Genomic DNA, 25,699 nt, shown 5'->3' with positions numbered 1-25,699 from the left:
TCGAGGTCACTACGCCTCGGCGAAGACCTCCGCGACGACCCGCCCGCTCGCCGCTACGTCGCCCGTCCGGTTCCAGGTGCCGCCGCGGGCCGTCCACTCCAGGTCGCCGAAGCGCACCCGCTTCACGCCGTGGTCCTGGGCGTGGGAGACCAGCCAGTGTGCGTACCGCCAGCCCCGGCGCTCGTCGACGGCCGGAACGGTCAGGCCCGTCAGGTCCGTCGCGGCGGTCGTGCCGGCCAGGCCCCAGTCCAGCGACAGCCCACGGGTCAGCGCGTCCGCCGCCGCCGCGCCGCGCATCACCGGATCGCGACCCACCGTGCAGGCCACCGCGCCGGTGGCGTGCCCGAGCAGGGCCCGGGTCAGCACCTCGGACTCGTCCGCCCACTTCTGGTACGCCTCCGGAAAGGCCGAGCGCTGCACCTTCTGCGCCGCGTCGGTGATGCGCATCTGCTCCCAGCCGCGCACCTTCTTCAGCCCGGCGTAGAACTTCCCGGCCGCGTACCGGGGGTCGCGGATCTGCTCCGGGGTGCCCCAGCCCTGGCTCGGCCGCTGCTGGAAGAGCCCCACCGAGTCGCGGTCACCGCCCGCGAGGTTGCGCAGGCCGGATTCCTGGTATGCGGTGGCCAGCGCGACGACGACGGCCCGCTCCGGCATCTTGCGTTGGATGCCGATCGCCGAGATCGTCGCCGCGTTGGCCATCTGGTCGGCGTCCAGGCTCACCCGGCCGTCGGCCTGCACCGTGCACATCCGGCTGGCCAGGGGAAGCCGCAACTGGCCCCCCACCTTCCGGGCGACGATCCAGATGCCGACCGCGGCGAGCACGACGAGGACGACGCCGCTCGCGACTACTGCCCGAGTACGCACCCACACCCCCCTGATCGACAGTTCGACAAGCGTACGTCCCCCGTGGCGCCTTCCGGGCCGTCCCGACCGGGTTCCTCCCGACCGGCCGGGCCGGCACCGCGCCGGGCCGCCCGCGACGGCTACCGGTCGGCGCCCGCCGCGTCGTCCCCGCCGGCCGCCGGTACCCAGCGCGCCGGCCGCTTCTCCCGGAACGCCAGGACGCCCTCGCGGCCCTCCTCCGACAGGAAGTACCCCGTCGAGAGCGACGAAAGCCCGGCGATCTCCGCCCGCAGGTCCGCGGCGGAGGGCCGACGCAGCAGTTGCTTCGCCCCCGCCAGCGCGCCCGGCGCCCCCCGCACCAGAGAGTCGCAGTACCCGGCAACCGCCGCGTCCAGTCCGTCCGCCGGCACGGCGGCGGTCACCAGGCCCACCTCCGCCGCGCGCCGGCCGTCGAAGGTGTCGCCGGTCAGGTAGAGCTCGGCCGCCGCGCGGGGACGCAGCCGGGGCAGCACGGTCGCGGAGATCACCGCCGGCACCACACCGATGCGCACCTCCGTGAAGGCGAACGTCGCCTCCGACGCGCACACCGCCAGGTCGGCCGCCGCGATGAGGCCGAGTCCGCCGGCCCGCGCCGGACCGGCCACCTTCGCCACCACCGGCTTCGGGCACTCCCACAGCGCCGCGAGCACGTCGCCGAGCATCCCGGCCGGCACGGTGCCGCTGGCGTACGCGGCGGCGGTCTCCTTCAGGTCCGCCCCGGAACAGAAGACCGGGCCGGTGTGGTCGAGCACGATCACGCGTACGGCGTCGTCGGCGACCGCCTCGGCGAGGCCGGCCAGCAGCTGGGTCATCAGCGGCGTGGAGAGCGCGTTGCGGTTGTGCGGGCTGTCCAGGGTGAGGGTGGTCACCCCGCGGGCCGTGGCGGCCCGCACGAGCACGTCGGCAGAGGTCATGCCGGGCACACTAGTGGCCATGCCCGGCGTCCTTCCAGAAGGCGAAACCGTCCCCGTCGACGGGTCGCTGCCCGCCACCGCCACCCGAGCCGTCGGCGCGCGCGGCTTCGGCGTGTACGTGCACGTGCCGTTCTGCGCCAGCCGCTGCGGCTACTGCGACTTCAACACCTACACGGCCGCCGAGTTGGGCGGTGGGGCGAGCCGCGAGGACTACGCCGACACGGTGCTCGCCGAGCTGGCGCTCGCCGGCCGCGTGCTGGGCGACACGCCGCCGCCCCGGGTCGACACCGTCTTCGTCGGCGGTGGCACCCCGACCCTGCTCCCCGCCGACGACCTGGCCCGGATCCTCGACGGCATCGACCGCACCTGGGGGCTCGCGCCCGACGCCGAGGTGAGCACCGAGGCCAACCCGGAATCGGTCACGCCGGCGTCGCTGCGGGCGCTGCGGGCCGCCGGCTACACCCGGATCTCGCTGGGCATGCAGTCCGCCGCGCCGGGGGTGCTGGCGATCCTCGACCGCACGCACAGCGCCGGCCGGGCCGTCGCCGCCGCCCGCGAGGCGCGTGACGCCGGGTTCGACCACGTCAACCTGGACCTGATCTACGGCACGCCGGGGGAGACCGAGACGGACTTCGCCGCCTCCCTCGACCAGGTCGTCGCCGCCGGGGTGGACCACGTCAGCGCGTACGCCCTGATCGTCGAGGACGGCACCCGGCTGGCCGCCCGGATGCGCCGCGGCGAGCTGCCGTACCCCTCCGACGACGTCGCCGCGGACCGCTACCTCGCCGCGGAGGCCGCCCTCGACGCGGCCGGGCTGTCCTGGTACGAGGTGTCGAACTGGGCCCGCGACGAGGCGGCCCGGTGCCGGCACAACCTGCTCTACTGGACCGGCGCGGACTGGTGGGGCCTCGGCCCGGGGGCGCACAGCCACGTCGGCGGCGTGCGCTGGTGGAACGTCAAGCACCCCACGACGTACGCGAAGCGGCTGGCGGCCGGCGGGTCGCCCGGCCTGGCCCGGGAGGTGCTCACCGCCGAGGAGACGCACACGGAGGACGTCATGCTCCGGTTGCGCCTCGCGTCCGGGCTGCCGCTGGGCGCCCTCGACGACACCGGGCGGGCCGGTGCCGCGCGGGCCCTCGCCGGCGGGCTGCTGGCCCCCGGCGAGTACGCGGCCGGCCGCGCCGTGCTGACCCTGCGGGGCCGGCTGCTCGCCGACGCGGTGGTGCGCGACCTGCTGCCCTGAGCCGGTTGCCGGCGCTGCCAGCCGGGCCGGCGTGGCGGGCCGGCCGGGGGAGCGGCCGGCCCGGGTCACCGGGTGAAGCTGTAGGTCATCGGGTAGCGGTAGAGCACGCCCTCGTTGGCCTTGACCCCGCCGACGATGCCGAAGATCAGCGGTACCAGCCAGACGAGCATCGGCACGAAGAACAGCACCCCGCAGGTGATCAGCGTGAGCACCCAGCTCAGCACCCCGACGATCGTCCAGGTGAGCTGGAAGTTCAGCGCCGCGACGGCGTGCGCCCGGGCGGTCGGTGACTGCTGCCCCCGAACCATCAGCGCGATGAGCGGCGCCAGCCAGCCGAGCAGGCCGCCGCCGACGATCACGCCGGCCGCGCCGCCGAAGTGGGCGATCAGGGCCCAGTTCTTGTCGTCGTTGCTGGCGTAGCCGCCCGTCGGCGGCCCGTAGCCGCCCCCGGCCGGGTAGCCGCCCCCGGTCGGGTAGCCGCCACCGGGCGGGGGATAGCCGCCGGCCGGATAGCCGCCGGGCGGGGGATAGCCGCCACCGGGTGGTGGGTGACCGCCGTCCGGGTAGCCACCGCCCGGTTCGGGGTGACCGCCGGCTGGGTAGCCGCCGCCGGGCGGGGGGTAGCCCCCGGGCGGGGGGTAGCCGGCCGGCGGCGGTTGTTCGCCGGTGGGCGGCGGATAGCCACCGGGCGGAGGATGGCTGCCCGGGCCCGGTGCCCCGGACAGTGGTGCGGTGGGTTCCTCGGAGCCGAACGGACCGGGAACCCCCGACGAGGGGGCCGGATCCGGCGGAGAACCGGGGTCACCCGCTCCGGGAGGACGAGGTGGTTCAGTCATGCAGGTCACCGTAGGGGCACCGGGCAAGGCGGCACCAGCGTGACACCGGCCAGGACGTGCGGGAGCCCGCCGTTGACGTGCGCCGCCGGGCCGGCCCGGCCGCCGCCGGGCGATCGTCCGAGGTCGATCGTCGCGTGGGCGGCCCCGCCGACGTAGACTGGCACTCGCTACAGTCGAGTGCCAGCAGCCCACCCCGGCCCCCGCGGATGCCGGGGCCGACGTGCGACAGGAGGTGGGGAGATGGGTCTCGACGACCGCAAGCTCGCCGTGCTGCGCGCCATCGTCGAGGACTACGTCGCCACGCAGGAGCCCGTCGGCAGCAGGGCGTTGGTCGAGCGGCACCAGCTCGGGGTCTCCCCGGCGACCGTCCGCAACGACATGGCCGTGCTGGAGGAGGAGGGCTACATCCGCCAGCCGCACACCAGTGCCGGGCGGGTGCCCACCGACCGGGGCTACCGGCTCTTCGTGGACCGGCTGTCCCGGGTGAAGCCGCTCAGTCCGGCCGAGCGCCGGGCGATCGAGCGTTTCCTGGTCGGCGCCGTCGACCTCGACGACGTCGTGCACCGCACCGTCCGGCTGCTGGCGCAACTCACCCGGCAGGTCGCCGTCGTGCAGTACCCGAGCCTGGCCCGTTCCTCGGTGCGGCACCTGGAACTGGTGCCGATCTCCACCACCCGGCTGATGCTGGTCATGATCGCCGACACCGGCCGGGTCGAGCAGCGGCTGGTCGAGCTGCCCGGGCCGGTGCCCGCCGACGACGTCATGGCCCTACGCCGGCTCGTCAACGAGAAGCTGGTCGGCAGCCGGCTGTCGGAGACCCCGCCGTTGGTGCAGGCGCTGGTCGAGGAGTCGTCGCCGCACCTGCGTCCGGCCATGACCACCCTCTCCACCGTGCTGCTCGAGACGCTGATCGAGCGGCACGAGGAGCGGATCGCGCTGGCCGGCACGGCCAACCTCACCCGCGGCGGCCTGCTCGACTTCCAGGGCTCCCTGCGCCCCATCCTGGAGGCGCTGGAGGAGGAGGTCGTGATGCTCAAGCTCATCGGCGAGGCGGAGCCGAGCACGACACGGGTGCTGATCGGTGACGAGAACGAGATCGACAACCTGCGCGCCGCCTCGGTGGTCAGCACCGGCTACGGGCCGGGTTCGACCAGCGTCGGCGGCCTCGGGGTGCTCGGGCCCACCCGGATGGACTACCCCGGCACCATCGCCACGGTGCGGGCCGTGGCACGCTACGTGGGCGAGCTGCTGGCCCAGAACTGACCAGTCAGGGCCGACGGCCGGCTCCGGCCGACGACCGGCGCAACGCGAGACGAACATGAGGACACGGAACGCAGTGGCCAGGGACTACTACGGCATTCTCGGGGTGAGCCGGGAAGCCTCCGACGACGAGATCAAGCGCGCCTACCGCAAGCTGGCGCGACAGTTCCACCCGGACGTGAATCCGGATCCGGAGGCCCAGGAGAAGTTCAAGGACATCAACGCCGCGTACGAGGTCCTTTCGGACGATCGGAAGCGGCAGATCGTCGACCTGGGCGGTGACCCGCTCGCCCCCGGTGGCGGGGGCGCGGGAGGCCCCGGAGGCCCCGGCGGCGCCGGGCCGTTCGTCGGCTTCCAGGACATCATGGACGCGTTCTTCGGCGGCGCGGCCGGGGGCTCGCGTGGTCCGCGACCGCGCACCCGGCCCGGTGCCGACGCGATCCTGCGGCTGGAGCTGGACCTGCACGAGACCGCGTTCGGCGTCGAGGCGCCCATCACCGTCGACACCGCCGTGCTCTGCACCACCTGCTCCGGCGCCGGCACGGCGGCCGGCACCCACCTCGCCACCTGCGAGGCGTGCGCCGGCCGGGGCGAGGTGCAGTCCGTGCAGCGCACCTTCCTCGGCCAGGTGGTCTCCGCCCGGCCGTGCACGGTCTGCCAGGGGCACGGCACCACGATCCCGCACCCCTGCCCGACCTGCGCCGGCGACGGCCGCGTCCGCACCCGACGTTCGCTGACCGTCAAGATCCCGGCCGGCGTCGAGGACGGCATGCGCATCCGCCTCGCCCAGCAGGGCGAGGTCGGCCCGGGCGGCGGCACGGCCGGCGACCTCTACGTGGAGATCCACGAGCGGCCGCACGACGTCTACTCCCGCAAGGGCGACGACCTGCACTGCCGGGTCACCGTGCCGATGACCGCGGCGGCCCTCGGCACGCGGCTGACCATCAAGACGCTGGACAGCGAGGAGACGGTCGACGTCAAGGCCGGCACCCAGCCGGGCAGCACGCTGCGGCTGCGCGCCCGGGGCGTGCCCCACCTGCGCGGCACCGGCCGGGGTGACCTCTACGTCCACCTCGACGTCCGCACCCCCACCAAGCTCGACGCCGACCAGGAGAAGATGCTGCGCGACTTCGCCAAGACCCGGGGCGAGGAGGTCGCCGAGCTCAGCAAGCAGGGCGGCTTCTTCTCCCGGATGCGCGACGCCTTCAACGGCCACGCCTGACGGCCCGGCCGGGCCGTCGCCGGCCGCGACGGCCCGGCGGGTCCGGCATGGCCGGCGCCCGCCCGGGGCAGCGTTCGACCGGTGTCCCGTGCGGCGCGGGGCGGCGGTCGCCGAGACGGGTCGCGGGCCCGTGGGTCGTGGGTTGCGCGGGTCGTGGGGCATGGGCCGCATCGCTCGGCCGTAGGTGGTAGGTGGTCGGACGCTTTTGGAGCTGAGTCGTCTGTGACATCAGGCGGGGCGGTGGTGTCTGGGCCACCGTGGCACCAGACGGCAGGCGAATCGTCTACGACATCAGCTCGAAAGCGTCCCGGGTGCGGCCCCCACTACCCGGCACCCGCCCCGAACGGGCCGGCACCGGCCCCAACCCAGGCGGCACTGGCCGGCTCTCGGCCGAACTGGGGGCTCTCGGCCGAATCTGGGCGGCACCGGCCGGCCGGAAGCCCGGGCGGCCCGCATGCCGGTCGCGCCGGTGGGTTGCCCGGCCGACGTGCGTGAGCGAGGCATTAGCCTGACGTTGTGTCCGCTCCGCTGTTCCTGCTCGACCCGCTGCCCACCGCCGCCCGGCTGACCCTCGACGGTCCCGAGGGGCACCACGCCGCCACCGTGCAACGGCTGCGCGTCGGCGAGCAACTGCTGCTTGCCGACGGGCGGGGCGGCACGGCCGCCGCGGTGGTCACCGCCGTCGGCCGGGGCACCCTCGAGCTTGAGATCACCTCCCGTGGGTACGTCGACGCGTCCGTCCCGCGACTGGTCGTGGTGCAGGGGATAGCCAAGGGTGACCGAGGCGAGCTGGCCGTTCAGGCGATGACCGAGGTGGGCGTGGACGAGATCGTGCCCTGGGCGGCGGCCCGGTCGGTGACCCAGTGGCGCGGCGACCGGGGCGTACGGGCGCGGGAGAAGTGGGCGGCGACGGCCCGGGAGGCCGCCAAGCAGGCCCGCCGGGCCTGGTTGCCCGTCATCGCCGGGACGCCGGACGAGTCCACCACCCGGGTCGCCCACCGGATCTCGGGTGCCGCCGCCGCGTTCGTCCTGTACGAGGAGGCGCAGGAGCGGCTCACCACCGTCGAGTTGCCGGCCGCCGGGGAGGTCGTGCTGGTCGTCGGCCCCGAGGGCGGCATCGCCGACGCCGAGCTGGACGCGTTCCGCTCCGCCGGGGCCCGACCGGTCCGCCTGGGCCCGTCGGTGCTGCGCACCTCCACCGCCGGTGTGGCCGCGCTCGCCGTTCTCGCCACCCGCCTGGGCCACTGGTGACCCGCTCGCCTGACACCCCCCGGCGCACCGCCTACGGGGGTGGGGTCAGCTACGGAGGTAGGAGGCGCCGTTGAGGTCGACGATGGTGCCGGCGGCCCACTCGGCCTGCGGGGAGGCGAGCCAGTGCACGGCGGCGGCGATCTCCTCGGGGCGGGCCACCCGGTTGAACGGGCTCTGCGCCCGGATCGCGGCGCCCCGCTCCCCGCTCAGGTGCGCGGTGGTCATGTCCGTCTCCACGAAGCCCGGGGCGACCGTGGCGATCGTGATGCCGTACGGGGCGAGGGCCACCGCCAGCGACTGCCCCAGCGCGTTCAGCCCCGCCTTGCTCGCCCCGTACGCCGGCTGGTCCGGCTCGCCCCGGAACGCTCCCCGGGAGGAGACGTTGACGATCCGGCCGCCCCGCTCGCGCATGTGCTGCGCGGCGCACCAGATGACGTTGCCGGCGCCGGTCAGGTTGGTCTCCAGCACCTGGTGCCACTGCGCGCGCCACTGCTCGTAGGAGGTGCCGAAGATCGGGTGCGGGGCATCCCGCTCGCCGTACACCCCGGCGTTGTTGACCAGCACGTCGAGCCCGCCGAGCAGGCCGGCGGCCTCGTCGACCATGGCCCGTACGGCATCCGGGTCGGTGAGGTCGGCGCGGAGGACCACGTGCCCCTCACCGGGCAGCTCGGCGCGTAGCCGCTCGGCCAGCTCCGCCGAGTCCCGGTGGTGGATCGCCACCCGGTCGCCGCCCGCCGCGAACGCGGTCGCCACCGCCCGCCCGATGCCGCGCGAGGCCCCTGTCACCAGTACCGCCCGTGAAGTCACGCCGGCCATCATGCCCGGCCCCGCCACCGGCCCGTCGCCCCGCCCCGCCACCGGCCCGTCGCCCCGCCCCGCCCGGCCCGCTGCCCTGGCCGGCCCGGCGGTCCGGGCGGGCGGCCGTCGGCGACCGGTCCCCGCGCCGTGGCGGGCCTCGACGAGGTGTTCTTCCCTACACTGCCCCGATGGGAACCGACTGCCTGTTCTGCCGCATCGTCGCCGGGGAGATCCCGGCCACGATCGTCCGGGAAACCGCCACCACGCTCGCCTTCCGCGACATCGATCCGAAGGCGCCGGCACACGTGCTGGTCATCCCGAAGGAGCACTACGCCGACGTGGCGACGCTCGCCCAGGGCGACCCGGCGCTGGCCGGGGAGGTGCTCGTCACGGCCGCCGCCGTGGCCGAGGACGAGGGGTTGCTCGGCGACGGCTTCCGGCTGATGTTCAACACCGGCGCGTACGGCGGCCAGGAGGTCTTCCACGTGCACGCGCACGTCCTCGGCGGGGCGCCGCTGGGCCCGATGCTGGCCCGGAACCTGGCGTGACGGCGGTCGACGAACGCCTGTCCCGGATGGTGCGGACGGTCCAGGCGCAGGCCCGGGTGCCGGCGGTGTCGGCGGCCCTGCACCGGGCGGACCGGCCGCTCTGGACGTGCGCCGTCGGCGCGACCGGCAACGGCGCCGAGCTGGGGCCGGGCACCCGGTTGCGGATCGGGTCGGTCACGAAGACGTTCACCGCCGTGCTGACGTTGCAGTGCCGCGACGACGGCCTGCTCGACCTCGACGACCCGTTGGGCCGGCACCTGGACCTGCCGGCGCACGGCGAGCTGACCGTGCGCCGGCTGCTGTCGCACACCGCCGGCCTGCAACGGGAGCCGTACGGCGACGTCTGGGACACGCTGCGCGCGCCGGACGTCGAGGGGCTGCTCGCCGACCTGGCCCGGGCCGAGCGGGTGCTGCCGTCGGGCCGCCGCTACCACTACTCCAACCTCGGCATGGCGCTGCTCGGCCGGCTCGTCGGTCACCTGCGGGGCGGCACCTGGGCGGAGGTGCTCGCCGAGCGGGTGCTGACCCCGCTGGGGCTGGTCGAGACCTCGGCGACGCCCGGGCCGCACGCCGCGACGGGGTTCCTCGTCGACGCCTACTCCGACGAGGCGCACCCCGAGCCGCCCACCGACTTCGGGGCGGTCGGGCCGGCGGCGCAGCTCTGGAGCACCGCCTCCGACATGGCCCGCTGGGCGGCCTTCCTCGCCGACCCGGCGGCGCTGGATCCGGCCGGCGCCGTGCTGGCCCCGGCGACCCTGGACGAGATGCGCTGGCCGGTGACGGTCACCGACGAGACGCTCTGGGCCGGCGGCTTCGGGCTGGGGCTGATCCTCGTGCCGCAGGGCGAGCGGGTCGTGCACGTCGGGCACGACGGCGCGATGCCCGGGTTCCTGGCCGGCGTCTACGGCCGGCGGGGCGGGGAGGGCACCCCGGGGGCGATGGGCGTCGCGGTGCTCGGCTCCTCCGGCACCGCCGGCGAGGTCATCGGCCTGCCGCACCGGTTGCTGGCCGCCGCGGTCGAGCACGATCCTGCCGACGTCACGCCGTGGCAGCCGGGCCCGCCCGCCCCTCAGGGCGTACGCGGGCTGCTCGGCCGCTGGTGGGGGGAGGGCTTCGAGCACGTCTTCTCCTGGCACGACGGCGAGCTGCGGGCCCGGGGTGCCGACGACCCGGCGGGCAAGCCGCCCTCGGTGTTCGTCCCGCTGCCGGACCGGCCGGACGTGTTCCGCACGGTCTCCGGCCGGGAGGCGGGGGAGCTGCTCCGGCTGACCCGCGACGAGCACGGCACGGTGGTCCGGATGCACTGGGCCACCTACCGGTTCACCCGGCACCAGGAGACCTTCGAGGGGTACGACTTCCGCTCCGGCTCCTGACCGGCGGCGGGGCGGGGGGCGGGGTGGGCCGGTGGCCCCGCCCGCCCGTGTCGTGGCGGACGGAAATGGGCGGGGTGCCGCCGCTGTTGGAAAGATAAGATGCAGGCAACGTCAGCGCGCCGTGCCAGCAGGACCGGTGCCGAGATCGAGAGCAGGTGGCGCAGGGCCCTTCGGCCCGACCTATGACCGGCACCCCACCTCCCGGCACGCCCCGGGTGCAGACCAGGATCACCGTTCCGGATCCGAAGATCATGGTCAACCTGCTCGGCGCGGGTGACGAGATCCTGCGACTGGTCGAGCGCTCCGTCAGCAGCGACGTGCACGTGCGAGGCAACGAGATCACCATCACCGGCGCCCCCGCCGACAACGCCCTCACCGAGCGGATCTTCAGCGAGCTGATCGAGCTCATCGAGAAAGGCGAGACCCTGACCACTGACGCCGTCCGGCGTACCGTCGGCATGCTCGAGCAGGGCGGCGCCGAGCGGCCCGCCGAGGTCCTGACGCTCAACATCCTCTCCCGGCGCGGGCGCACCATCCGTCCCAAGACGCTGGGGCAGAAGGTCTACGTCGACGCGATCGACGCGCACACCATCGTCTTCGGTATCGGCCCCGCCGGCACCGGCAAGACCTACCTGGCGATGGCGAAGGCCGTCCAGGCGTTGCAGGCCAAGCAGGTCAGTCGGATCATCCTCACCCGGCCGGCGGTCGAGGCGGGGGAGCGACTCGGCTTCCTGCCCGGCACGCTCAACGAGAAGATCGACCCCTACCTGCGCCCGCTCTACGACGCGCTGCACGACATGCTCGACCCGGAGTCCATCCCCAAGCTGATGGCGGCGGGCACGATCGAGGTCGCGCCGCTGGCGTACATGCGGGGGCGTACGCTCAACGACGCCTTCATCATCCTCGACGAGGCGCAGAACACGACGCCCGAGCAGATGAAGATGTTCCTCACCCGGCTCGGCTTCGGGTCCAAGATCGTCGTTACCGGTGACGTCACCCAGGTGGACCTCCCCGGCGGGACGACCAGCGGTCTCCGGGTGGTCCGGGAGATCCTGGAGAATGTCGAGGACGTGCACTTCGCCCAGCTCTCCAGCTCCGACGTGGTCCGCCACCAACTGGTCGGGGAGATCGTCGACGCGTACGCCCGCTGGGACGCCGAGCGGGAGAACCAGCAGGCGCCGAGCGGGCAGACCGTGCCGGGGCGGGCCGCCCAGGGCGGCCGTGCCGGCCGGCGCCGCTAGACCGAGGGAAGACTGTTGTCCATCGAGATCGCCAACGAGTCCGGTGTCGACGTCGACACCGACGCCGTGCTCGCCGTCGCCCGGCACGCCCTCGACGAGATGGGGGTGAACCCCCTCGCCGAGTTGTCCGTGCTGCTGGTCGACATCGGCTACATGACCGAGCTCAACCACCGGTGGATGGGCGGTGACGGCCCCACCGACGTGCTCGCCTTCCCCATGGACGAGGGCAGCGTCGACCACGGGCCCGGCGAGACGACCGCCGCCGGCACGGAGCCCGCGTTGCTGGGCGACGTCGTGCTCTGCCCGGAGGTGGCGGCCAACCAGGCGACCGCCGCCGGTCACACCGCCGCGGACGAGCTGCACCTGCTCACCGTGCACGGCGTGCTGCACCTGCTCGGCTACGACCACGCCGAGCCGGAGGAGGAGCGGGAGATGTTCGGCCTGCAGGCCCGGCTGCTGGCCAGCTGGCGGTCGACCCGGTCCCGGTGATGAACATTCCGACACTCGCGGCCGGCGCCCCCGCCGGCCTGCCCGACCTGCAACTGCTGGCCTTCGCGGCCGGCCTGGTGGTGCTGGCCGGCCTGATCGCCATGACCGAGGCGGCACTGAGCGCGGTTTCGCCCGCCCGCGCCGCCGAGCTGGCCCGCGACGGCACCCGGGGCGCGCGGACGCTGCAGGCCGTCGCCGGGGACGTGGTGCGTCACCTCAACCTCCTGCTGCTGTTGCGGCTGCTCGCCGAGCTGACCGCCACCACCCTCGTGGCGCTGGTCGCGGTGGACACCTTCGGCGCGGGCTGGCGGGCGGCGCTGGTCACGGCCGGCGCGATGACCGTGGTCAGTTTCGTGGTGGTCGGGGTCGGTCCGCGCACCATCGGCCGGCAGCACGCGTACGTGGTCGGGCGCTCCGTGGCCCCGCTGGTGCGCTGGCTGGGCCGGGCGCTCAATCCGCTGGCCTCGCTGCTGATCCTGATCGGCAACGCGGTGACACCGGGTCGCGGCTTCCGCGAGGGCCCGTTCGCCACCCAGGTGGAGCTGCGTGAGCTGGTCGACCTCGCCGAGCAGCGCGGTGTCGTGGAGCACGGCGAGCGGCAGATGATCCACTCGGTCTTCGCGCTCGGCGACACCATCGCCCGGGAGGTGATGGTGCCGCGTACCGAGATGGTGTGGATCGAGGAACGCAAGACCCTCGCCCAGGCGCTGGCCCTCTTCCTGCGCTCGGGCTTCTCCCGGATCCCGGTCATCGGCGAGAGCGTCGACGACGTGCTCGGTGTGCTCTACCTCAAGGACCTGATCCGGCGCACCCAGGGCGGCGCGCCGGAGGACCGTCAGCTCCCGGTCGCCGAGCTGATGCGCCCCGCCACCTTCGTGCCCGAGTCCAAGCCCGTCGACGACCTGCTCTCGGAGATGCAGGCCGCCCGCAAGCACCTGGTCATCGTGGTCGACGAGTACGGCGGCACGGGCGGGCTGGTCACCATCGAGGACATCCTGGAGGAGATCGTCGGTGAGATCACCGACGAGTACGATGTCGAGCGTCCACCGGTCGAGCACCTGGACGACGGGGCGGTGCGGGTGACCGCGCGGCTTCCGGTGGAGAACCTGGGCGAGCTCTTCGACACCGACCTTCCCGCCGAGGAGGTGGAGACCGTCGGTGGCCTGCTCGCCCAGTCCCTGGGCCGGGTCCCGATCCCCGGGGCGCAGGTCGAGGTCGCCGGGATCCGGCTGGTCGCCGAGGGCACCACCGGCCGTCGCAACCGGATCGACACCGTGCTGGTGAGCCGCGCGGAGTCGACCGACTCAGAGCAGAACCCGGGTGGTGGCGAGCGCGCCGAGCCCCGGGACGACCCGAACCGATCCGAGGAGAGGCAAGCCGCCGATGCCTGATTCACCCGCCGTACGGGCCGCCCGGCCCACCCCGTCCGACCCGGTGGTGCTGAGCGCGGAGGACGGCAAGCTCGTCGTCCTGGCGCGGGGCGCGCGTGGCCGGGTGGGCGCGGTGGAGGGCGCGGCGGTCCGGGACCAGGACGGCCGGACGTACGCCGCCGCCAGCGTGTCGCTGCCCTCGTTGACGATCACCGCGCTCCAGCTCGCGGTGGCCTCGGCGGTGGCGGCCGGCGCGACCCGGTTGGAGGCCGCCGCCGTCGTCACCGAGGCGTCGACGCTCGACGGCGCCGGGCATGCGACGGTACGCGACCTCGCGGCCGACGCGCCGATCCACGTGGCCGCCCCGGACGGCACCGTCCTCGGCACGGTGGTCGAGTGAGCGCCCGGGACGGCGGCGTGAGCGACCTTACGCAGCGCCCCTACCGGGCGGGCTTCGCCTGTTTCGTCGGCCGCCCGAACGCCGGCAAGTCGACGCTGACCAACGCGATCATCGGGCAGAAGATCGCCATCACCTCGAACAAGCCGCAGACGACCCGGCACATCATCCGGGCGATCCTGCACCGCCCGGAGTCCCAGCTCGTGCTGGTCGACACCCCGGGGCTGCACCGCCCGCGCACGTTGCTCGGGGAGCGCCTCAACGACCTGGTCCGGCAGACCTGGAGCGAGGTCGACGTGATCGGCCTCTGCATTCCGGCCGACGAGCCGGTCGGGCGGGGCGACCGGTTCATCACCGGCGAGCTGGCGGAGCTGAAGGCCACCGTGCTGGCGGTGGTCACGAAGACCGACCTGGTGGACCGCAAGCGGCTGGCCGAGCAGTTGCTCGCGGTCAGCGAGCTGGGCGAGTTCGCCGCCGTGGTGCCGGTCAGCGCGGTCTCCGGGCATCAGCTGGACACCCTGGTCGACGTGATGACCGGCTACCTGCCGGAGTCGCCGCAGCTCTATCCGGACGACATGCTCACCGACGACCCGGAACAGGTGCTGGTCGCGGAGTTGATCCGGGAGGCCGCGCTGGAGGGTGTCCGCGACGAGCTGCCGCACTCCATCGCGGTGGTCGTCGAGGAGATGATCCCCGAGGGCAAGCTCATGCGGATCTACGCCGACGTGTACGTCGAACGACCCAGTCAAAAGGCGATCGTGATCGGTCACCAGGCCAGCCGGCTCAAGCACGTCGGCACCGTGGCCCGCCGGCAGATCGAGGAGCTGCTCGGCACCCGGGTCTACCTCGACCTGCACGTCCGGGTGGCGAAGGACTGGCAGCGGGACCCGAGGCAGCTTCGTAAGCTGGGCTTCTGAGCGTCGGGCCGGGGGCGGTCGCGCCCCCGGCCCGCCCTCGGGGCGATCGTTTCCGGTCGCGCCTATGGAGGATTTCACGTCCGGAAGGGCCGCCTGCTGTTTGCCGCAGGCGTTATGGCGGGTAGGCATAGGAGAGCCCCCGTATTCCCGGACATAGATGCAGGCTGATGCGAAACAGATACCTGGACCTGCTCCGCTTCCTGGCCATCGTTCGAGTCGTCGTCTACCACGTCACCGGTTGGGCCACGCTGACCCTCGTCTTCCCGGCGATGTCGGTGATGTTCGCGCTGGCCGGTTCGCTGATGGCGGCCTCACTGCACAAGTGGGGGCGCAGGGCGGTGGTCCGCCGGCTGCGGCGCCTGCTGCCGTCGCTCTGGGTGCTCGCCGCGATCTTCGTGCCCGCCATGCTGCTCACCGGGCTCCCGCTGAGCCCGAGGGTGCTGCTCTGGTTCTTCCCCGTCACCGACCCACCGGCCAACGACTGGGGCGCGATCGCGCTCAGCGTGATCTGGTACCTGCGCGACTACCTCTGGTTCGTGCTCGCCTCGCCGGTGGCCCTCTGGCTGTTCCGGCGGGCCCCGCTGCCCACCCTGATAGCCCCGTACGCCCTGCTCGTGGCGGCCGAGCTGGGCCTGCTCCCGGCGCTGCCGACGGCGTTGCACCAGTTCGGGCTCTACTTCGGGGCGTGGCTGCTGGGCTTCGCCCACCAGGCCGGCATGCTGCGCCGCCTGACCAACCGGGTGCTGGTGCCGGTCGCGCTGGCCCTCGCCGCCGCCGGCGCCGCCTGGATCGTCACCCATCCCGGCCCTCGCGGGTACGACCTGAACGACAACCCCCTGGGCAACGCCCTCTGGTCGGCGGCCTTCGTCCTCGTGCTGTTCGGTCGGGGGCCGGCGAGCGCGTCCTGGGTGGACCGCAGCGCCGTGTTCGGCCGCGTGGTCACCGTGTTCAACCGGCGGGCGCTCACCGTCTACCTGTGGCACATGCCGTTCGTGGTGGCGCTCACCCCACTGGTCGACGTGGTGGGCTGGTCGCACCAGGACCCGCTGGGCCTGGCGATCCGGGTGGCGCTGGTCTTCGCGCTGGTCGCCGTGGTGACCGCCCTGTTCGGGTGGGTGGAGGACGTGGCGGCCGGCCGGCCGCCGGAGCTCATCCCCGGCGGCTCCCGCCCCGACCGGGGGACCGCCGCCCGTTCCGCCGCCGCCCCGGCGACCGCCCTGGTGGCCGCCGCCAGGTCGGCCGACGGCCCGGACACCGCCCCCGTGGCCGCCGCCCGTCCGGCTGACCGCCCGGCCACCGCCCCCGTGGCCGCCGCCCGTCCGGCTGACCGCCCGGCCACCGCCGACACCGGCGACGCCCCGGGCACCGCCCACCCGCCCGGGGTCGACGTGCGCGTCGGCGACGTCGCCGCTGTGCACCGCCCGCGCCCCGCCCACCCCACCGGGGCCGACGTACGCGGCGGCGACGACCGGGCCGCCGGGCGGGCGGCGGTGCCGGTGCCCCGGGCCGCGCGGGAGCCGGAAACCGCTGAGATCAACGCTGGGTGAGGGCCACGTGGCCGCTGCCCGTGGAGAGGTCGAGCACCAGCGCGGCGGACGGGTCGTCGGGCACGCCCAACTCGGCGTCGCCGCTGCCGGTGCTGGAGCGCACCCGGTAGCGGCCCGCCGGCACGACCAGCTCGACGTTTCCGCTGCCGGCGTGCGCCCGCGCCGACGCGGGCGCCGTGAGGTCGACGGTGACGTTGCCGGAACCGGCCTCGGCGTCCACCCCGCCACCGAGGCGGCGGCCGGTGATGTTGCCCGAGGAGACGCGCAGCGTCGCCGCCGCCGCGACCTCGTCGACGTCGACGTTGCCGGACCCGGCCTCGGCGCGTACGGGGCCGCCGGCGTCGACCACCCGGATGTTGCCCGAGCCGGAAAGCACCTCCACCCGGCCGACCTTGCTGAGGTCGATGTTCCCGGATCCGACCTCGCCCTGCACACCCACCCCGGCCGGGGCGGTGACCTCGTAGGAGATGCTGCACCGGTTGCCGCAGTCGGTGTCCAGCACCAGTTCGGCACCCTTGATCTCGTACGCGGTGTCGGGCTGGCCGCCGTGGTAGCGCACGACCCGCTTGATCCGTACCTCGTCCTGCGGGCCGCTGGCGCGGACGGTCACGTCGCCGGCCCCCGGGAGCAACCGGATGCTGCTGATCCGGGCCGCCTCGGTGTTGTCGTAGTCGAGCCGGCGGGAGGACAGGTTCTCGCACCCGGCGGAGACCATCAGGGTGGCGGCCGCAGCGAGGAGCGCGACGGCGGTGCGGTGTTGAGCCATGCGAGCACGCTAAGCGGCGCGAGCCGCCCCGCACATCGGGGTTCCGCACGCGCAGACCCCGAGCTGACCCTGATTCCGCACCCCGAGAGAGAATGCTCCGGTGACCGGGTACCGCCGACAGCTCTACCGCGACGACGCGGTGGTCCTGCGTGTGCAGAAACTCGGCGAGTCCGACCGGATCATCACCCTGCTCACCCGCCGGCACGGCCGGCTGCGGGCCGTGGCCCGGGGCATCCGCCGCACCACAAGCAAGTTCGGCGCCCGGCTTGAGCCGTTCGGTCACGTCGATCTCCAGCTCGCCGGCGACCCGAAGGGCAACCTGGGCAGCTCGCTGCACACCGTCAGCCAGGTCGAGGGGATCGACCTCTACGGCAGGCGGTTCCTCGGCGACTACTCCCGCTACACGGCCGCCAGCGCGATCGCCGAGACCGCCGAGCGGCTCACCCCCGTCGAGCGGGAGCCGTCGCTGCGGTTGTTCCAGCTCACCCTGGGCGCGCTGCGGGCGCTCGCCGAGGGCAGCCACGCCACCACGCTGCTGCTCGACGCGTACCTGCTGCGCGGCATGACGCTGGCGGGCTGGGCGCCGGCGCTGACCGCCTGCGCCGTCTGCGGCACCCCGGGGCGGCACCGGGCGTTCTCCGTACCGGCGGGTGGCGCGGTCTGCCCCGACTGTCGCCCGCCCGGCGCGGCCCACCCGGCCCCGGCCACCATCGACCTGATGTCCGCGCTGACCACCGGCGACTGGCGGGTCGCCGACGCGACCGAGAGCGGCGTACGCCGGGAGTGCAGCGGCCTGGTCGCGGCACACCTGCAGTGGCACCTGGAGCGCGCGCTACGCTCGCTGCCGCTGGTCGACCGGGGCGGTCCGGCGGCCGGATCCGGCCCGCAGTCGCGCGGCGGCGGGACCGGTGCGGACGGCGTGAGCAGGGGGAGAACCGAGTGATCCGATCGATGATGGCCGGGCGTCGCGAGCCGGTGCCGCCGACTGCGCACCCGTCGGGTGCCCGGCCGCCGGCGCTGCCCGCCGGGGCGGTGCCGAAGCACGTCGCCGTGGTGATGGACGGCAACGGCCGCTGGGCCAAGGACCGTGGGCTGCCCCGCACGAAGGGCCACGAGGCGGGGGAGTTCTCCCTCTTCGACACCATCGAGGGCGCCATCGAGCTGGGCATCCCCTACCTGTCGGCGTACGCCTTCTCCACGGAGAACTGGCGGCGCTCGCCGGACGAGGTCCGGTTCCTGATGGGCTTCAACCGCGACGTCATCCGGCGCCGCCGCGACCAGCTGGTGGAGCTGGGGGTGCGGGTGGTCTGGTCCGGCCGGAGCGGCCGGCTCTGGAAGAGCGTCATCTCCGAGTTGCAGACGGCCGAGGAGATGTCCCGGGGCAACTCGACGTTGACCCTCCAGTTCTGCGTCAACTACGGCGGCCAGGCCGAGATCGCCGACGCCGCCGCCGGCATCGCCCGGGACGTCGCGGCGGGCCGGTTGGACCCGGAGAAGGTCACCGAGAAGACCATCGCGAAATACCTCTACCACCCGGAGGTCCCCGAGGTGGACCTGTTCCTGCGCCCCTCCGGCGAGGAACGGATCTCGAACTTCCTGCTCTGGCAGACCGCGTACGCCGAGTTGATCTTCCTCGACACGCTCTGGCCCGACTTCGACCGCCGGCACCTGTGGTACGCCTGCGAGCTGTACGCGCAGCGGGACCGGCGGTTCGGCGGCGCGCTGCCCAACCCGGTCGCCCCGCCGCCGGCCTGAGGCTTACCGACCGGCCGTACGGGGTACCACCTCGGTCAGCAGCCACCGACGGAGGTGAACCCACATGATCCAGAAGCGCATTGCCCAGTGGGCGATGATGGCCGTCGCCGTGCCGTTGGCGGCGGCGGGCGCGCGCCGGCTGAGCCACACGCTGGAGGCCCGCCGTGGCCCGACCGGGGTGAGCCGGCTGCTCACCCGGGGCGCCGACATGCTCCGCCCGCAGAAGGCGAAGCGTCGCCGCTTCTTCTGACCTCCGCGCCACCCCGGCCCGGCCCGCCCGCCGGTCCCGTGGTCGCGGTGCCCGCGAAACGCCCCTGCCGGGGCGGGTCGCCCACCGCGGCGTGGGGCCGGGCGTCGGGCCGGGCCGGGGCGGCCGGTCGGGGGTCAGGCCTCGACCTCGGTGCGGTCGGCGGCCCAGCGGGTGTGGAAGGTGCCCTCGCGGTCCACCCGCTGGTAGGTGTGTGCCCCGAAGTTGTCCCGCAGGCCCTGGATCAGGGCGGCGGGCAGCCGCTGTGCGCGCAGCGCGTCGAAGTACGCCAGCGACGAGGCGAACGCGGGCGCCGGCACCCCGGCCCGGGCCGCCTCGGCCACCACCCGCCGCCAGCTCGGCACGCCGTCGCGTACGGCGTCCGCGAACCACGGCGCCACCAGCAGCGTCGGCAGGTCGGGCCGCTCGTCGTACGCCTGCCGGATGCGGTCGAGGAAGCGGGCCCGGATGATGCAGCCGCCCCGCCAGATCGTCGCGGTGCCGCCCAGGTCGATGCCCCAGTCGTACTCGCGGGAGCCGGCGCTGATCTGGTCGAAGCCCTGCGCGTACGCCACGATCTTCGAGGCGAGCAGCGCGCGGCGGACGTCCTCGACGAAGGCGTCGGGGTCGTCGACCCGCCAGCCCTCACCCGCGTCCGGGAACGCCCGGCGGGCCGCCTCGCGCTGGTCCGCGTGCCCGGACAGCGACCGGGCGAAGGTCGCCTCGGCGATGCCGGTGATGGGGATGCCCAGGTCGAGTGCGCTCTGCACAGTCCAGCGGCCGGTGCCCTTCTGCTCGGCGCGGTCCAGCACGACGTCCACGAACGCCCGCCCGGTGGCCGCGTCGGTGTGCGCCAGCACGTCCGCGGTGATCTCGATCAGGAAGGACTCCAGCTCGCCGGAGTTCCAGCCGCGGAAGATCTCCGCGATCTCCGCCGGCCGCGCGCCCAGCCCGGACCGCAGCAGGTCGTACGCCTCGGCGATGAGCTGCATGTCGGCGTACTCGATGCCGTTGTGCACCATCTTCACGAAGTGCCCGGCGCCGTCCGGGCCGATGTGCCGGCAGCACGGCACCCCGTCGACCTGGGCGGCGATCTGCTCGAAGATCGGCCCGAGGGTCCGGTACGACTCCGCCGAGCCGCCCGGCATGATGCTCGGGCCGCGCAGGGCGCCCTCCTCACCGCCGGAGACGCCGGTGCCGACGAAGTGCAGGCCGTGCGCCCGCAGCGCCTCCTCGCGGCGGCGGGTGTCGGCGAAGTGGGCGTTGCCGCAGTCCACGACGATGTCGCCGGCGTCGAGCAGCGGGACCAGCTCGTCGAGCACGGCGTCGGTGGGCCCGCCCGCCTTGACCATCACGATGAGCGCCCGGGGCCGTCGCAGCGACGCCACGAAGTCGGCCATCGACTCGGCAGGCAGGAACGTGCCCTCGTCGCCGTGCTCCGCGACCAGGTCGCGGATGCGCTCCGGCGAGCGGTTGTGCACCGCCACGACGAAGCCGTTGCGGGCCAGGTTGCGGGCCAGGTTGCGGCCCATCACCGCCAGCCCCGTCACGCCGATCCGCGCCGCCGCCCGCTCCGCCATCCGCCGCCTCCGCCGTCGACACCGCCCCCTGCTGCGACCGTATCGCGGCGTGCCGGGGTCGCGCGGCGCGTCGCGGACAGCCCGACCGGGACCTGGCTGCCGGCACCGTCAGCTCCTGAGCGCCGGTGGTGCCATCGTCGTGCCCTGCCGGGCTGTCGCGCCGACCGCCGCGTCCGAGCTGCTTCGTGCCGGGCGTGGCCGCCGTCGCCCCGAAGTCGTCCGGTAATTCGGGTGCGTGCGGGGGCACCGGTGGTTAGCGTGTGGGCATGCGCATCTGACGCCCCATCTCCGAGCCGACCCCGTCGCCCTGCGACTGCGGGTCCGCGTGCTCCCGGGCGTCCGCATTCCGCACCTGCCGCCGAGGCGGTGGTGTCCTCCGTGGTCGATTCCGGGCAGCAGTCCCGATCCCCGCCCGACCGTCACGCGACGGTCACCCGACGAGGCGGGTCCCGCGCACCGGACGTCGCTCCGGTGCGCAGGGCCCGCAGACCAAGGAGGCATCGGATGCCCGCCAAGCGCAAGCCGAAGAAGCCCCGTACCACCCTGCCCACGCCGCCCGTCACGGAGCTGACGCCGGTCAACCTCGACGAGGTGGCGGTCGCGCCCGTCGTGCCGGCGCTGCCGGTCGACCGGCCGGCGGCGCCGAAGGCCGGTCCGCCGGTCTCCGGCACCGGCCGCTCCGGCGCGCTGCGCCACCAGAAGGCCGGGCAGGCCCGCCGCTACGCCTTCCGGCGCAGCTGACCGCGCCGCCGGGTGGAGTCCCGCCACCGGGCGAGGCTCCACCCGGCCGGTCGGCCACTCCTGCGCCGGTCGGCCACTCCTGCGCCGGTCGGCCACTCCTGCGCCGGTCGGCCGCTCCTGCGCCGGTCGGCGGCTGACGGGGGTCAGCCGATCAACGGGCGGAAGGTGCCGAGCAGGACGCTGACTGTCAACGCGGCCCCGGCCAGCGCCGCCGCGCCGATGATCAACAGGCCGTCGGCGAGGACGAAGCGTTGGCGTCGGGCGACGGTGCGCGGTGTTGCCGCGTCGAAGCCCCGGGCGTCCATCGCCACGGCCAACCGGGTGCCCCGACGGATCGCCCCGACCAGCAACGCGAAGGCCGTGGACACGAACAGCCGCAGCTTCGCCAGCGGGTTTCGGCCCGCCTCGATCCCCCGGGCACGACGGGCCATGGAGATCATCTGCCACTCCTGCCCGAGCAGCGGCACCAGCCGGAACGCGGCCAGCGCGCCGATGGCGAACCGGGCCGGCGCCTTCGCGTTCTGGACCAGCGCGTCCGCCAGGTCGGTGGGATCGGTGGTGGCGAAGACGATCACACCGGGCAGCGCCACCGCGAACATGCGCAGCACCAGGCCGAGCGCGGTGAGCAGCACCCCGGAGGTGACCACCGCCGGGCCGGCCTCGACCAGCACCCGGCCGGAGCGCTCGGCCGCGAAGAGCACCAGCGTCACCACCACGCCGCCCGCGCCGACGAGCAGCGGCCAGGCCCGCCGCGCCAGCACCCGCAGCCGGACCCCGAACAACGGCAGCACGGCCAGCTCCACGGCGATCGCGATGGCCGGGGCCACCGGGTCGAGGGTGGCGATCAGGATGAACGAGAACAGCAACGCGGCGGCGAGCTTGGCCACCGGGTTGCGCCGGGCCAGCGGCGCCCGCGGCGCGGCGACCGGCTCGAAACTGATCATGCCCGCCCCCGGTCCGGGCTGGTCGCGCCGGCCGCGCGGCGCGGTGACGGGCCGGTCGTGAGCCGCTGCGGGCCGGTCACGGGCGCTCCAGGGTGAGCTGACGGTCCGCCAGCGCGGCCACGAACTCCGAGTCGTGGGTGACGGCGACCAGGCCGCACCCGGCGTCGCGCAGCTCGGCGAAGAGGTCCACCAGTTCCAGCCAGGTGCGCCGGTCCTGGCCGAAGGTCGGTTCGTCGCAGACGAGCAGGCGGGGCGCGGCGGCGAGGGCGGTCGCCACGCTCAGCCGCCGCGCCTCCCCGCCGGAGAGGGTGTACGGGTTCGCCCCCGCGAGCGCCGTCAACCGCAGCCGGGCGAGCAACCCGTCCACCACGGCCCGGACCGCCGCGTCGGACCGGCCGGCCCGGCGCGGGCCGAGCGCCAGCTCGTCGTGGACGGTGTTGGTGACGAACTGGTGCTCCGGGTCCTGGAAGACCGAGCCGATCCGCCGGGCCAGCGCCGCTGCCGGCCAGCGGTGCGGTGCGGTGCGGGCGTCGGCGCCGGCCAGCGCCGGCGTGGCCTTGACGCGGCCGGTCCCCGGCTTGAGCAGGCCGCCGAGCAGCAGCGCCAGGGTCGACTTGCCGGCCCCGTTCGGCCCGAGGACGGCGAGCGCCTCGCCGGCGCGTACGGCCAGCTCGGTGGCGGCCAGCCGGGGCGGCAGGCCGAGCCGGTCGGCGGCGAGCAACACGTCGCCGGCCGGGGCGCCCGCGCGCCGGTGCGGTACCGGACGGCCCGGCACCCAGACGCCCTCGGCCGCGAGCGCGTCCCCGTGCGTGCCGAAGACGGCCTCGGGCGTGCCGTCCGCGCGGACGCCGCCGCCGGGTTCGAGCACGACCACCCGGTCGACCAGGGGCAGCGCCTCGGCGACCCGGTGCTCGACCAGGATCAACGTGGTGTCGGCGTCCAGCGCGCCGGCCACCGCCGCCCGGATCAGTGCCGCGCCGGTCGGGTCGAGGTTGGCGGTCGGCTCGTCGAGCAGCAGCAGCCCGGGGCGCAGGGCCAGCACCCCGGCCAGGGCGAGGCGCTGCTGTTCGCCGCCGGAGAGCGCGGCGGTGGGTCGGTCGCGCGGGTACGGGAAGCCGACCCGGGCCAGCGCCTCGTCGACGCGGGGCCAGATCTCCCCGGCGGGGATGCCGCGGTTCTCCAGCCCGAACGCCACGTCGTCGCCGCTGCGGGCCATCACGAGCTGGGTCTGCGGGTCCTGGAAGACGATGCCCACCCGTTCGCGGCCCTTGCGGGGGTCGAGCCCGTCGATCTCGACGGTGCCCTCCTGCTCGCCCGAGTCCTCCGGCAGCAGCCCGGCCAGCGCGGCGAGCAGGGTGCTCTTGCCGGCCCCGGACGGGCCCAACAGCAGCACCCGCTCGCCGACCTCGACGCGCAGATCGACCCCGCGTACGGCCCACGCCCGCCGCCCGGCGTGCCGCCACCCGAACCCCCTCAAGACCACACCCCCCACGCCGTCCCCCTTCAGCCCTGTCCGCAGGCGTCGATCATGAGGTTGTTGTCATTCCGCACGGCGTGTCGTGACAACAACCTCATGATCGACACGGGTGGGCGGTAGGTGGGGCGGGTCAGATCAGGGGGCGGTCGCGGGCGGCGGGGAAGCGGTCGAGGGCGCCCGTGGTGGACAGGGCGCGGGTCAGGGTCCAGGCGCCGGCGCCGGCTACGACCGTGGCGCTGACGATGGTGAGCAGGGCGTACGGGATGCGGTAACCGGCCAGCGCGTACTCGCTGTTCCACACGAAGAAGTCGAACAGGGCCGCGCCGAGGCCGGTCAGCGCACCCGCGATGAGTGCGGTGGGTAGCCGGAACGAGCGGTACCGGAACGCCGCGAAGGCCAGCTCGGCACCGAGGCCCTGGATCAGGCCCTGGACGATGGTGACGCCGCCCCACTCCGCGCCGAGCAGCGCCGAGACGGTCGCCGCGACCGCCTCGCAGAAGAGCGCCGCGCCCGGCTTGCGGATCACCAGGCCGCCGAGGACGGCCGGGACCAGCCACACGCCGTACATGATCGCCTGGCCGGCGGGGAAGAACGCGAACGCCGGGTCGACGGCCCGCCACAGCAGGCCCCAGGCCCAGAAGATGACGCCGAAGGCCACCGCGATCACCGCGGCGACGACGACGTCGACGGTGCGCCACCGGGTGGTGTTGTTGTCTCGCATGGTTGCTCCCAGTCCAGAGTTGAACCAGGAGAAGACGCACGCCGCGCCCGGATGTGCCGGACGTCGACGCGGCTGGAGGTCGACCGAACTCCCTGCGCTGGCATTACCCAGATCAGGTTCGAGGGTCTGCGGGCGGTGCCCGCACTCTCAGCGCTGTGCGCTCCCCTGTCGGATATGAAGTTGTGTCGCTGACGCTAACACCTCTGAAGATCGTCGGACAAAGTGATCCCATCGCGGTCCGGCGGCGCGAGCGAGGGTGCGAGTGACCCGCCCCGGCGCTGGGTAGGCTCACGATCATGCGGATCGAGGCCCGGGGGTTCACGTTCGACGTCCGCGCCGGCGGACCCGAGGGCGGCACGCCCGTCCTGCTGCTGCACGGCTTCCCCCAGCACGGCGGGGAGTTCGACGACGTGGTGCCCGCGCTGCACGCCGCCGGCCTGCGCACGTACGCCCCGGACCAGCGGGGCTACTCGCCGGGCGCACGCCCCGAGGCCGTCGAGGCGTACCGGCTGCCGGAGCTGGTCGCCGACGCGGTGGGCGTACTCGACGCGTTAGGCGTCGACGCGGCGCACCTGGTGGGCCACGACTGGGGCGCGATCGTGGCCTGGGCCGTCGCGGCCGGCCACCCCGAGCGGGTCCGGACGCTGACCGCCGTCTCGGTGCCGCATCCCGCCGCGATGGCGCGGGCGCTGGCCGAGGACCCGGGGCAGCGGGCGCGCTCGGCGTACATGACGCTGTTCCGCAGGCCCGGCGCGGCGGAGCGGGCGCTGCTGGCGCTGAACGCGATGGGACTGCGTCGGATGATGCACGGCGTCGGCGACGACGCGCGGGTGGGCGCGTACGCGGACCCGATGCGCGAGCCGGGCGCCCTGACGGCCGCGCTGAACTGGTACCGCGCCATGTCCCGCCGTGACCTGGCGGTCGTCGGGCCGGTGGCGGTGCCGACCACGTTCGTGTGGAGCGAGCGCGACATCGCGATCGGCCGCACCGCGGCCGAGGCCTGCGCCGGGCACGTGCGGGCCGACTACCGTCTCGTCGAGCTGCCCCGGGTGAGTCACTGGATCCCCGACGAGGCGCCCACCCCGCTGACCGAGGCGATCCTGGACCGGACGCAGGACCTGGTCTGACCCTCCCGCGACGCCGCCCGCCCCCACCCCCCTGACGGAGGTACGACATGGAC

At 74.5% G+C, this 25,699-nt stretch carries 25 protein-coding genes, 1 pseudogene and 1 riboswitch; of the genes and pseudogenes, 17 read left to right on the top strand and 9 right to left on the bottom strand.

Translation table 11 applies throughout. The features are described from left to right. Nucleotides 1-9: 9 nt before the first annotated feature. Both ACQ452_RS21990 and ACQ452_RS21985 read right to left on the bottom strand, forming a co-directional pair. Nucleotides 10-870 (bottom strand): hypothetical protein, encoded by an 861-nt coding sequence (locus tag ACQ452_RS21990; RefSeq protein ID WP_433386996.1) that lies wholly within the window; start codon nt 868-870, stop codon nt 10-12. A 113-nt stretch (nt 871-983) separates the two neighbouring features. Next, entirely contained in the window at nt 984-1,796 is an 813-nt protein-coding gene (locus tag ACQ452_RS21985) for an enoyl-CoA hydratase-related protein (protein ID WP_433386995.1), read from the bottom strand. 19 nt (nt 1,797-1,815) lie between these two features. Here ACQ452_RS21985 and hemW point away from each other — a divergent pair, with 19 nt between their 5' ends. Further along, nucleotides 1,816-3,039, top strand: a complete 1,224-nt coding sequence (gene hemW / locus ACQ452_RS21980) for a radical SAM family heme chaperone HemW (RefSeq protein WP_433386994.1) — start codon at nt 1,816-1,818, stop codon at nt 3,037-3,039. A gap of 65 nt (nt 3,040-3,104) precedes the next feature. Here hemW and ACQ452_RS21975 read toward each other — a convergent pair whose 3' ends face one another. Beyond that, nucleotides 3,105-3,875, bottom strand: coding sequence for a DUF4870 domain-containing protein (locus tag ACQ452_RS21975; protein ID WP_433386993.1), 771 nt, complete (start codon nt 3,873-3,875; stop codon nt 3,105-3,107). 240 nt (nt 3,876-4,115) lie between these two features. On the opposite strand from ACQ452_RS21975, the gene hrcA reads away from it, so the two are divergent. The 3 genes from hrcA to ACQ452_RS21960 all read left to right on the top strand — a co-directional run bounded on the left by hrcA (nt 4,116) and on the right by ACQ452_RS21960 (nt 7,608). Further along, a complete protein-coding gene (gene hrcA / locus ACQ452_RS21970; protein ID WP_433386992.1) occupies nt 4,116-5,138 on the top strand; it encodes a heat-inducible transcriptional repressor HrcA in 1,023 nt (340 codons plus the stop codon). A gap of 73 nt (nt 5,139-5,211) precedes the next feature. Further along, a complete protein-coding gene (gene dnaJ / locus ACQ452_RS21965) occupies nt 5,212-6,357 on the top strand; it encodes a molecular chaperone DnaJ (protein WP_334608578.1) in 1,146 nt (381 codons plus the stop codon). 516 nt (nt 6,358-6,873) lie between these two features. Further along, the gene (locus ACQ452_RS21960) at nt 6,874-7,608 is read left to right on the top strand and encodes a 16S rRNA (uracil(1498)-N(3))-methyltransferase (RefSeq protein ID WP_433386991.1); all 735 of its coding nucleotides are present in this window, start codon (nt 6,874-6,876) and stop codon (nt 7,606-7,608) included. A 45-nt stretch (nt 7,609-7,653) separates the two neighbouring features. Here the strand turns inward: ACQ452_RS21960 and ACQ452_RS21955 are convergent, their stop codons facing one another. Beyond that, nucleotides 7,654-8,415: an SDR family NAD(P)-dependent oxidoreductase gene (locus tag ACQ452_RS21955; protein WP_433386990.1), complete on the bottom strand. Its 762-nt coding sequence runs from the start codon at nt 8,413-8,415 to the stop codon at nt 7,654-7,656. A gap of 179 nt (nt 8,416-8,594) precedes the next feature. On the opposite strand from ACQ452_RS21955, the gene ACQ452_RS21950 reads away from it, so the two are divergent. From ACQ452_RS21950 to ACQ452_RS21915, 8 genes and pseudogenes are all read left to right on the top strand, one after another. Continuing rightward, the gene (locus ACQ452_RS21950) at nt 8,595-8,954 is read left to right on the top strand and encodes a histidine triad nucleotide-binding protein (protein ID WP_433386989.1); all 360 of its coding nucleotides are present in this window, start codon (nt 8,595-8,597) and stop codon (nt 8,952-8,954) included. Further along, nucleotides 8,951-10,327 carry a serine hydrolase domain-containing protein gene (locus ACQ452_RS21945; RefSeq protein WP_433386988.1) on the top strand — a complete coding sequence of 459 codons (1,377 nt, stop codon included), beginning with the start codon at nt 8,951-8,953 and terminating at the stop codon, nt 10,325-10,327. The genes ACQ452_RS21950 and ACQ452_RS21945 overlap by 4 nt, the downstream gene beginning before the upstream one ends. A gap of 182 nt (nt 10,328-10,509) precedes the next feature. After that, entirely contained in the window at nt 10,510-11,568 is a 1,059-nt protein-coding gene (locus tag ACQ452_RS21940) for a PhoH family protein (RefSeq protein ID WP_433386987.1), read from the top strand. 15 nt (nt 11,569-11,583) lie between these two features. Next, entirely contained in the window at nt 11,584-12,057 is a 474-nt protein-coding gene (gene ybeY / locus ACQ452_RS21935) for an rRNA maturation RNase YbeY (RefSeq protein ID WP_433386986.1), read from the top strand. Beyond that, nucleotides 12,033-13,448, top strand: a complete 1,416-nt coding sequence (locus tag ACQ452_RS21930; protein ID WP_433394320.1) for a hemolysin family protein — start codon at nt 12,033-12,035, stop codon at nt 13,446-13,448. The genes ybeY and ACQ452_RS21930 overlap by 25 nt, the downstream gene beginning before the upstream one ends. Then, nucleotides 13,441-13,827 carry a cytidine deaminase gene (locus ACQ452_RS21925; RefSeq protein WP_433386985.1) on the top strand — a complete coding sequence of 129 codons (387 nt, stop codon included), beginning with the start codon at nt 13,441-13,443 and terminating at the stop codon, nt 13,825-13,827. The genes ACQ452_RS21930 and ACQ452_RS21925 overlap by 8 nt, the downstream gene beginning before the upstream one ends. 17 nt (nt 13,828-13,844) lie before the next feature. Next, complete coding sequence (gene era / locus ACQ452_RS21920) at nt 13,845-14,741, top strand: GTPase Era (RefSeq protein WP_433386984.1); 897 nt, start codon at nt 13,845-13,847, stop codon at nt 14,739-14,741. Between the two features lie 167 nt (nt 14,742-14,908). Further along, nucleotides 14,909-15,910 (top strand): annotated as a pseudogene (locus ACQ452_RS21915) (acyltransferase family protein); the annotation flags it as partial. Between the two features lie 364 nt (nt 15,911-16,274). On the opposite strand, the gene ACQ452_RS21910 reads toward ACQ452_RS21915, so the two are convergent. Continuing rightward, nucleotides 16,275-17,054, bottom strand: a complete 780-nt coding sequence (locus tag ACQ452_RS21910) for a DUF4097 family beta strand repeat-containing protein (protein ID WP_433386983.1) — start codon at nt 17,052-17,054, stop codon at nt 16,275-16,277. Nucleotides 17,055-17,154: 100 nt separating this feature from the next. On the opposite strand from ACQ452_RS21910, the gene recO reads away from it, so the two are divergent. The 3 genes from recO (at nt 17,155) to ACQ452_RS21895 (ending at nt 19,059) form a co-directional block, all read left to right on the top strand. Further along, nucleotides 17,155-17,997, top strand: coding sequence for a DNA repair protein RecO (gene recO / locus ACQ452_RS21905; RefSeq protein WP_433386982.1), 843 nt, complete (start codon nt 17,155-17,157; stop codon nt 17,995-17,997). An 11-nt stretch (nt 17,998-18,008) separates the two neighbouring features. Further along, on the top strand, nt 18,009-18,809 hold the full coding sequence (locus ACQ452_RS21900) for an isoprenyl transferase (RefSeq protein ID WP_433394318.1): 801 nt from the start codon (nt 18,009-18,011) through the stop codon (nt 18,807-18,809). Between the two features lie 64 nt (nt 18,810-18,873). After that, nucleotides 18,874-19,059, top strand: a complete 186-nt coding sequence (locus ACQ452_RS21895) for a hypothetical protein (protein ID WP_433386981.1) — start codon at nt 18,874-18,876, stop codon at nt 19,057-19,059. A gap of 134 nt (nt 19,060-19,193) precedes the next feature. Here the strand turns inward: ACQ452_RS21895 and gndA are convergent, their stop codons facing one another. After that, nucleotides 19,194-20,636, bottom strand: a complete 1,443-nt coding sequence (gene gndA / locus ACQ452_RS21890) for an NADP-dependent phosphogluconate dehydrogenase (protein ID WP_433386980.1) — start codon at nt 20,634-20,636, stop codon at nt 19,194-19,196. Nucleotides 20,637-21,140: 504 nt separating this feature from the next. On the opposite strand from gndA, the gene ACQ452_RS21885 reads away from it, so the two are divergent. Beyond that, on the top strand, nt 21,141-21,377 hold the full coding sequence (locus tag ACQ452_RS21885) for a hypothetical protein (RefSeq protein ID WP_433386979.1): 237 nt from the start codon (nt 21,141-21,143) through the stop codon (nt 21,375-21,377). A gap of 143 nt (nt 21,378-21,520) precedes the next feature. Here the strand turns inward: ACQ452_RS21885 and ACQ452_RS21880 are convergent, their stop codons facing one another. The 3 genes from ACQ452_RS21880 to ACQ452_RS21870 all read right to left on the bottom strand — a co-directional run bounded on the left by ACQ452_RS21880 (nt 21,521) and on the right by ACQ452_RS21870 (nt 24,519). After that, on the bottom strand, nt 21,521-22,321 hold the full coding sequence (locus ACQ452_RS21880) for an energy-coupling factor transporter transmembrane component T family protein (protein WP_433386978.1): 801 nt from the start codon (nt 22,319-22,321) through the stop codon (nt 21,521-21,523). A 76-nt stretch (nt 22,322-22,397) separates the two neighbouring features. After that, nucleotides 22,398-23,813 carry an ABC transporter ATP-binding protein gene (locus tag ACQ452_RS21875; RefSeq protein ID WP_433386977.1) on the bottom strand — a complete coding sequence of 472 codons (1,416 nt, stop codon included), beginning with the start codon at nt 23,811-23,813 and terminating at the stop codon, nt 22,398-22,400. Nucleotides 23,814-23,928: 115 nt separating this feature from the next. Further along, nucleotides 23,929-24,519 carry an ECF transporter S component gene (locus ACQ452_RS21870; protein ID WP_433386976.1) on the bottom strand — a complete coding sequence of 197 codons (591 nt, stop codon included), beginning with the start codon at nt 24,517-24,519 and terminating at the stop codon, nt 23,929-23,931. A gap of 71 nt (nt 24,520-24,590) precedes the next feature. Continuing rightward, nucleotides 24,591-24,696: riboswitch (TPP riboswitch) on the bottom strand. A gap of 119 nt (nt 24,697-24,815) precedes the next feature. Between ACQ452_RS21870 and ACQ452_RS21865 the strand changes: the two genes are divergently transcribed. Continuing rightward, the gene (locus tag ACQ452_RS21865) at nt 24,816-25,646 is read left to right on the top strand and encodes an alpha/beta fold hydrolase (RefSeq protein WP_433386975.1); all 831 of its coding nucleotides are present in this window, start codon (nt 24,816-24,818) and stop codon (nt 25,644-25,646) included. Nucleotides 25,647-25,699 lie beyond the last annotated feature (53 nt).

Source organism: Micromonospora sp. KLBMP9576 (assembly GCF_050941805.1).
In the GTDB taxonomy this organism is placed as follows: domain Bacteria; phylum Actinomycetota; class Actinomycetes; order Mycobacteriales; family Micromonosporaceae; genus Micromonospora.
Note: the sequence above shows the minus strand (reverse complement) of the source record. Positions and strands in the feature narration are given on the sequence as shown.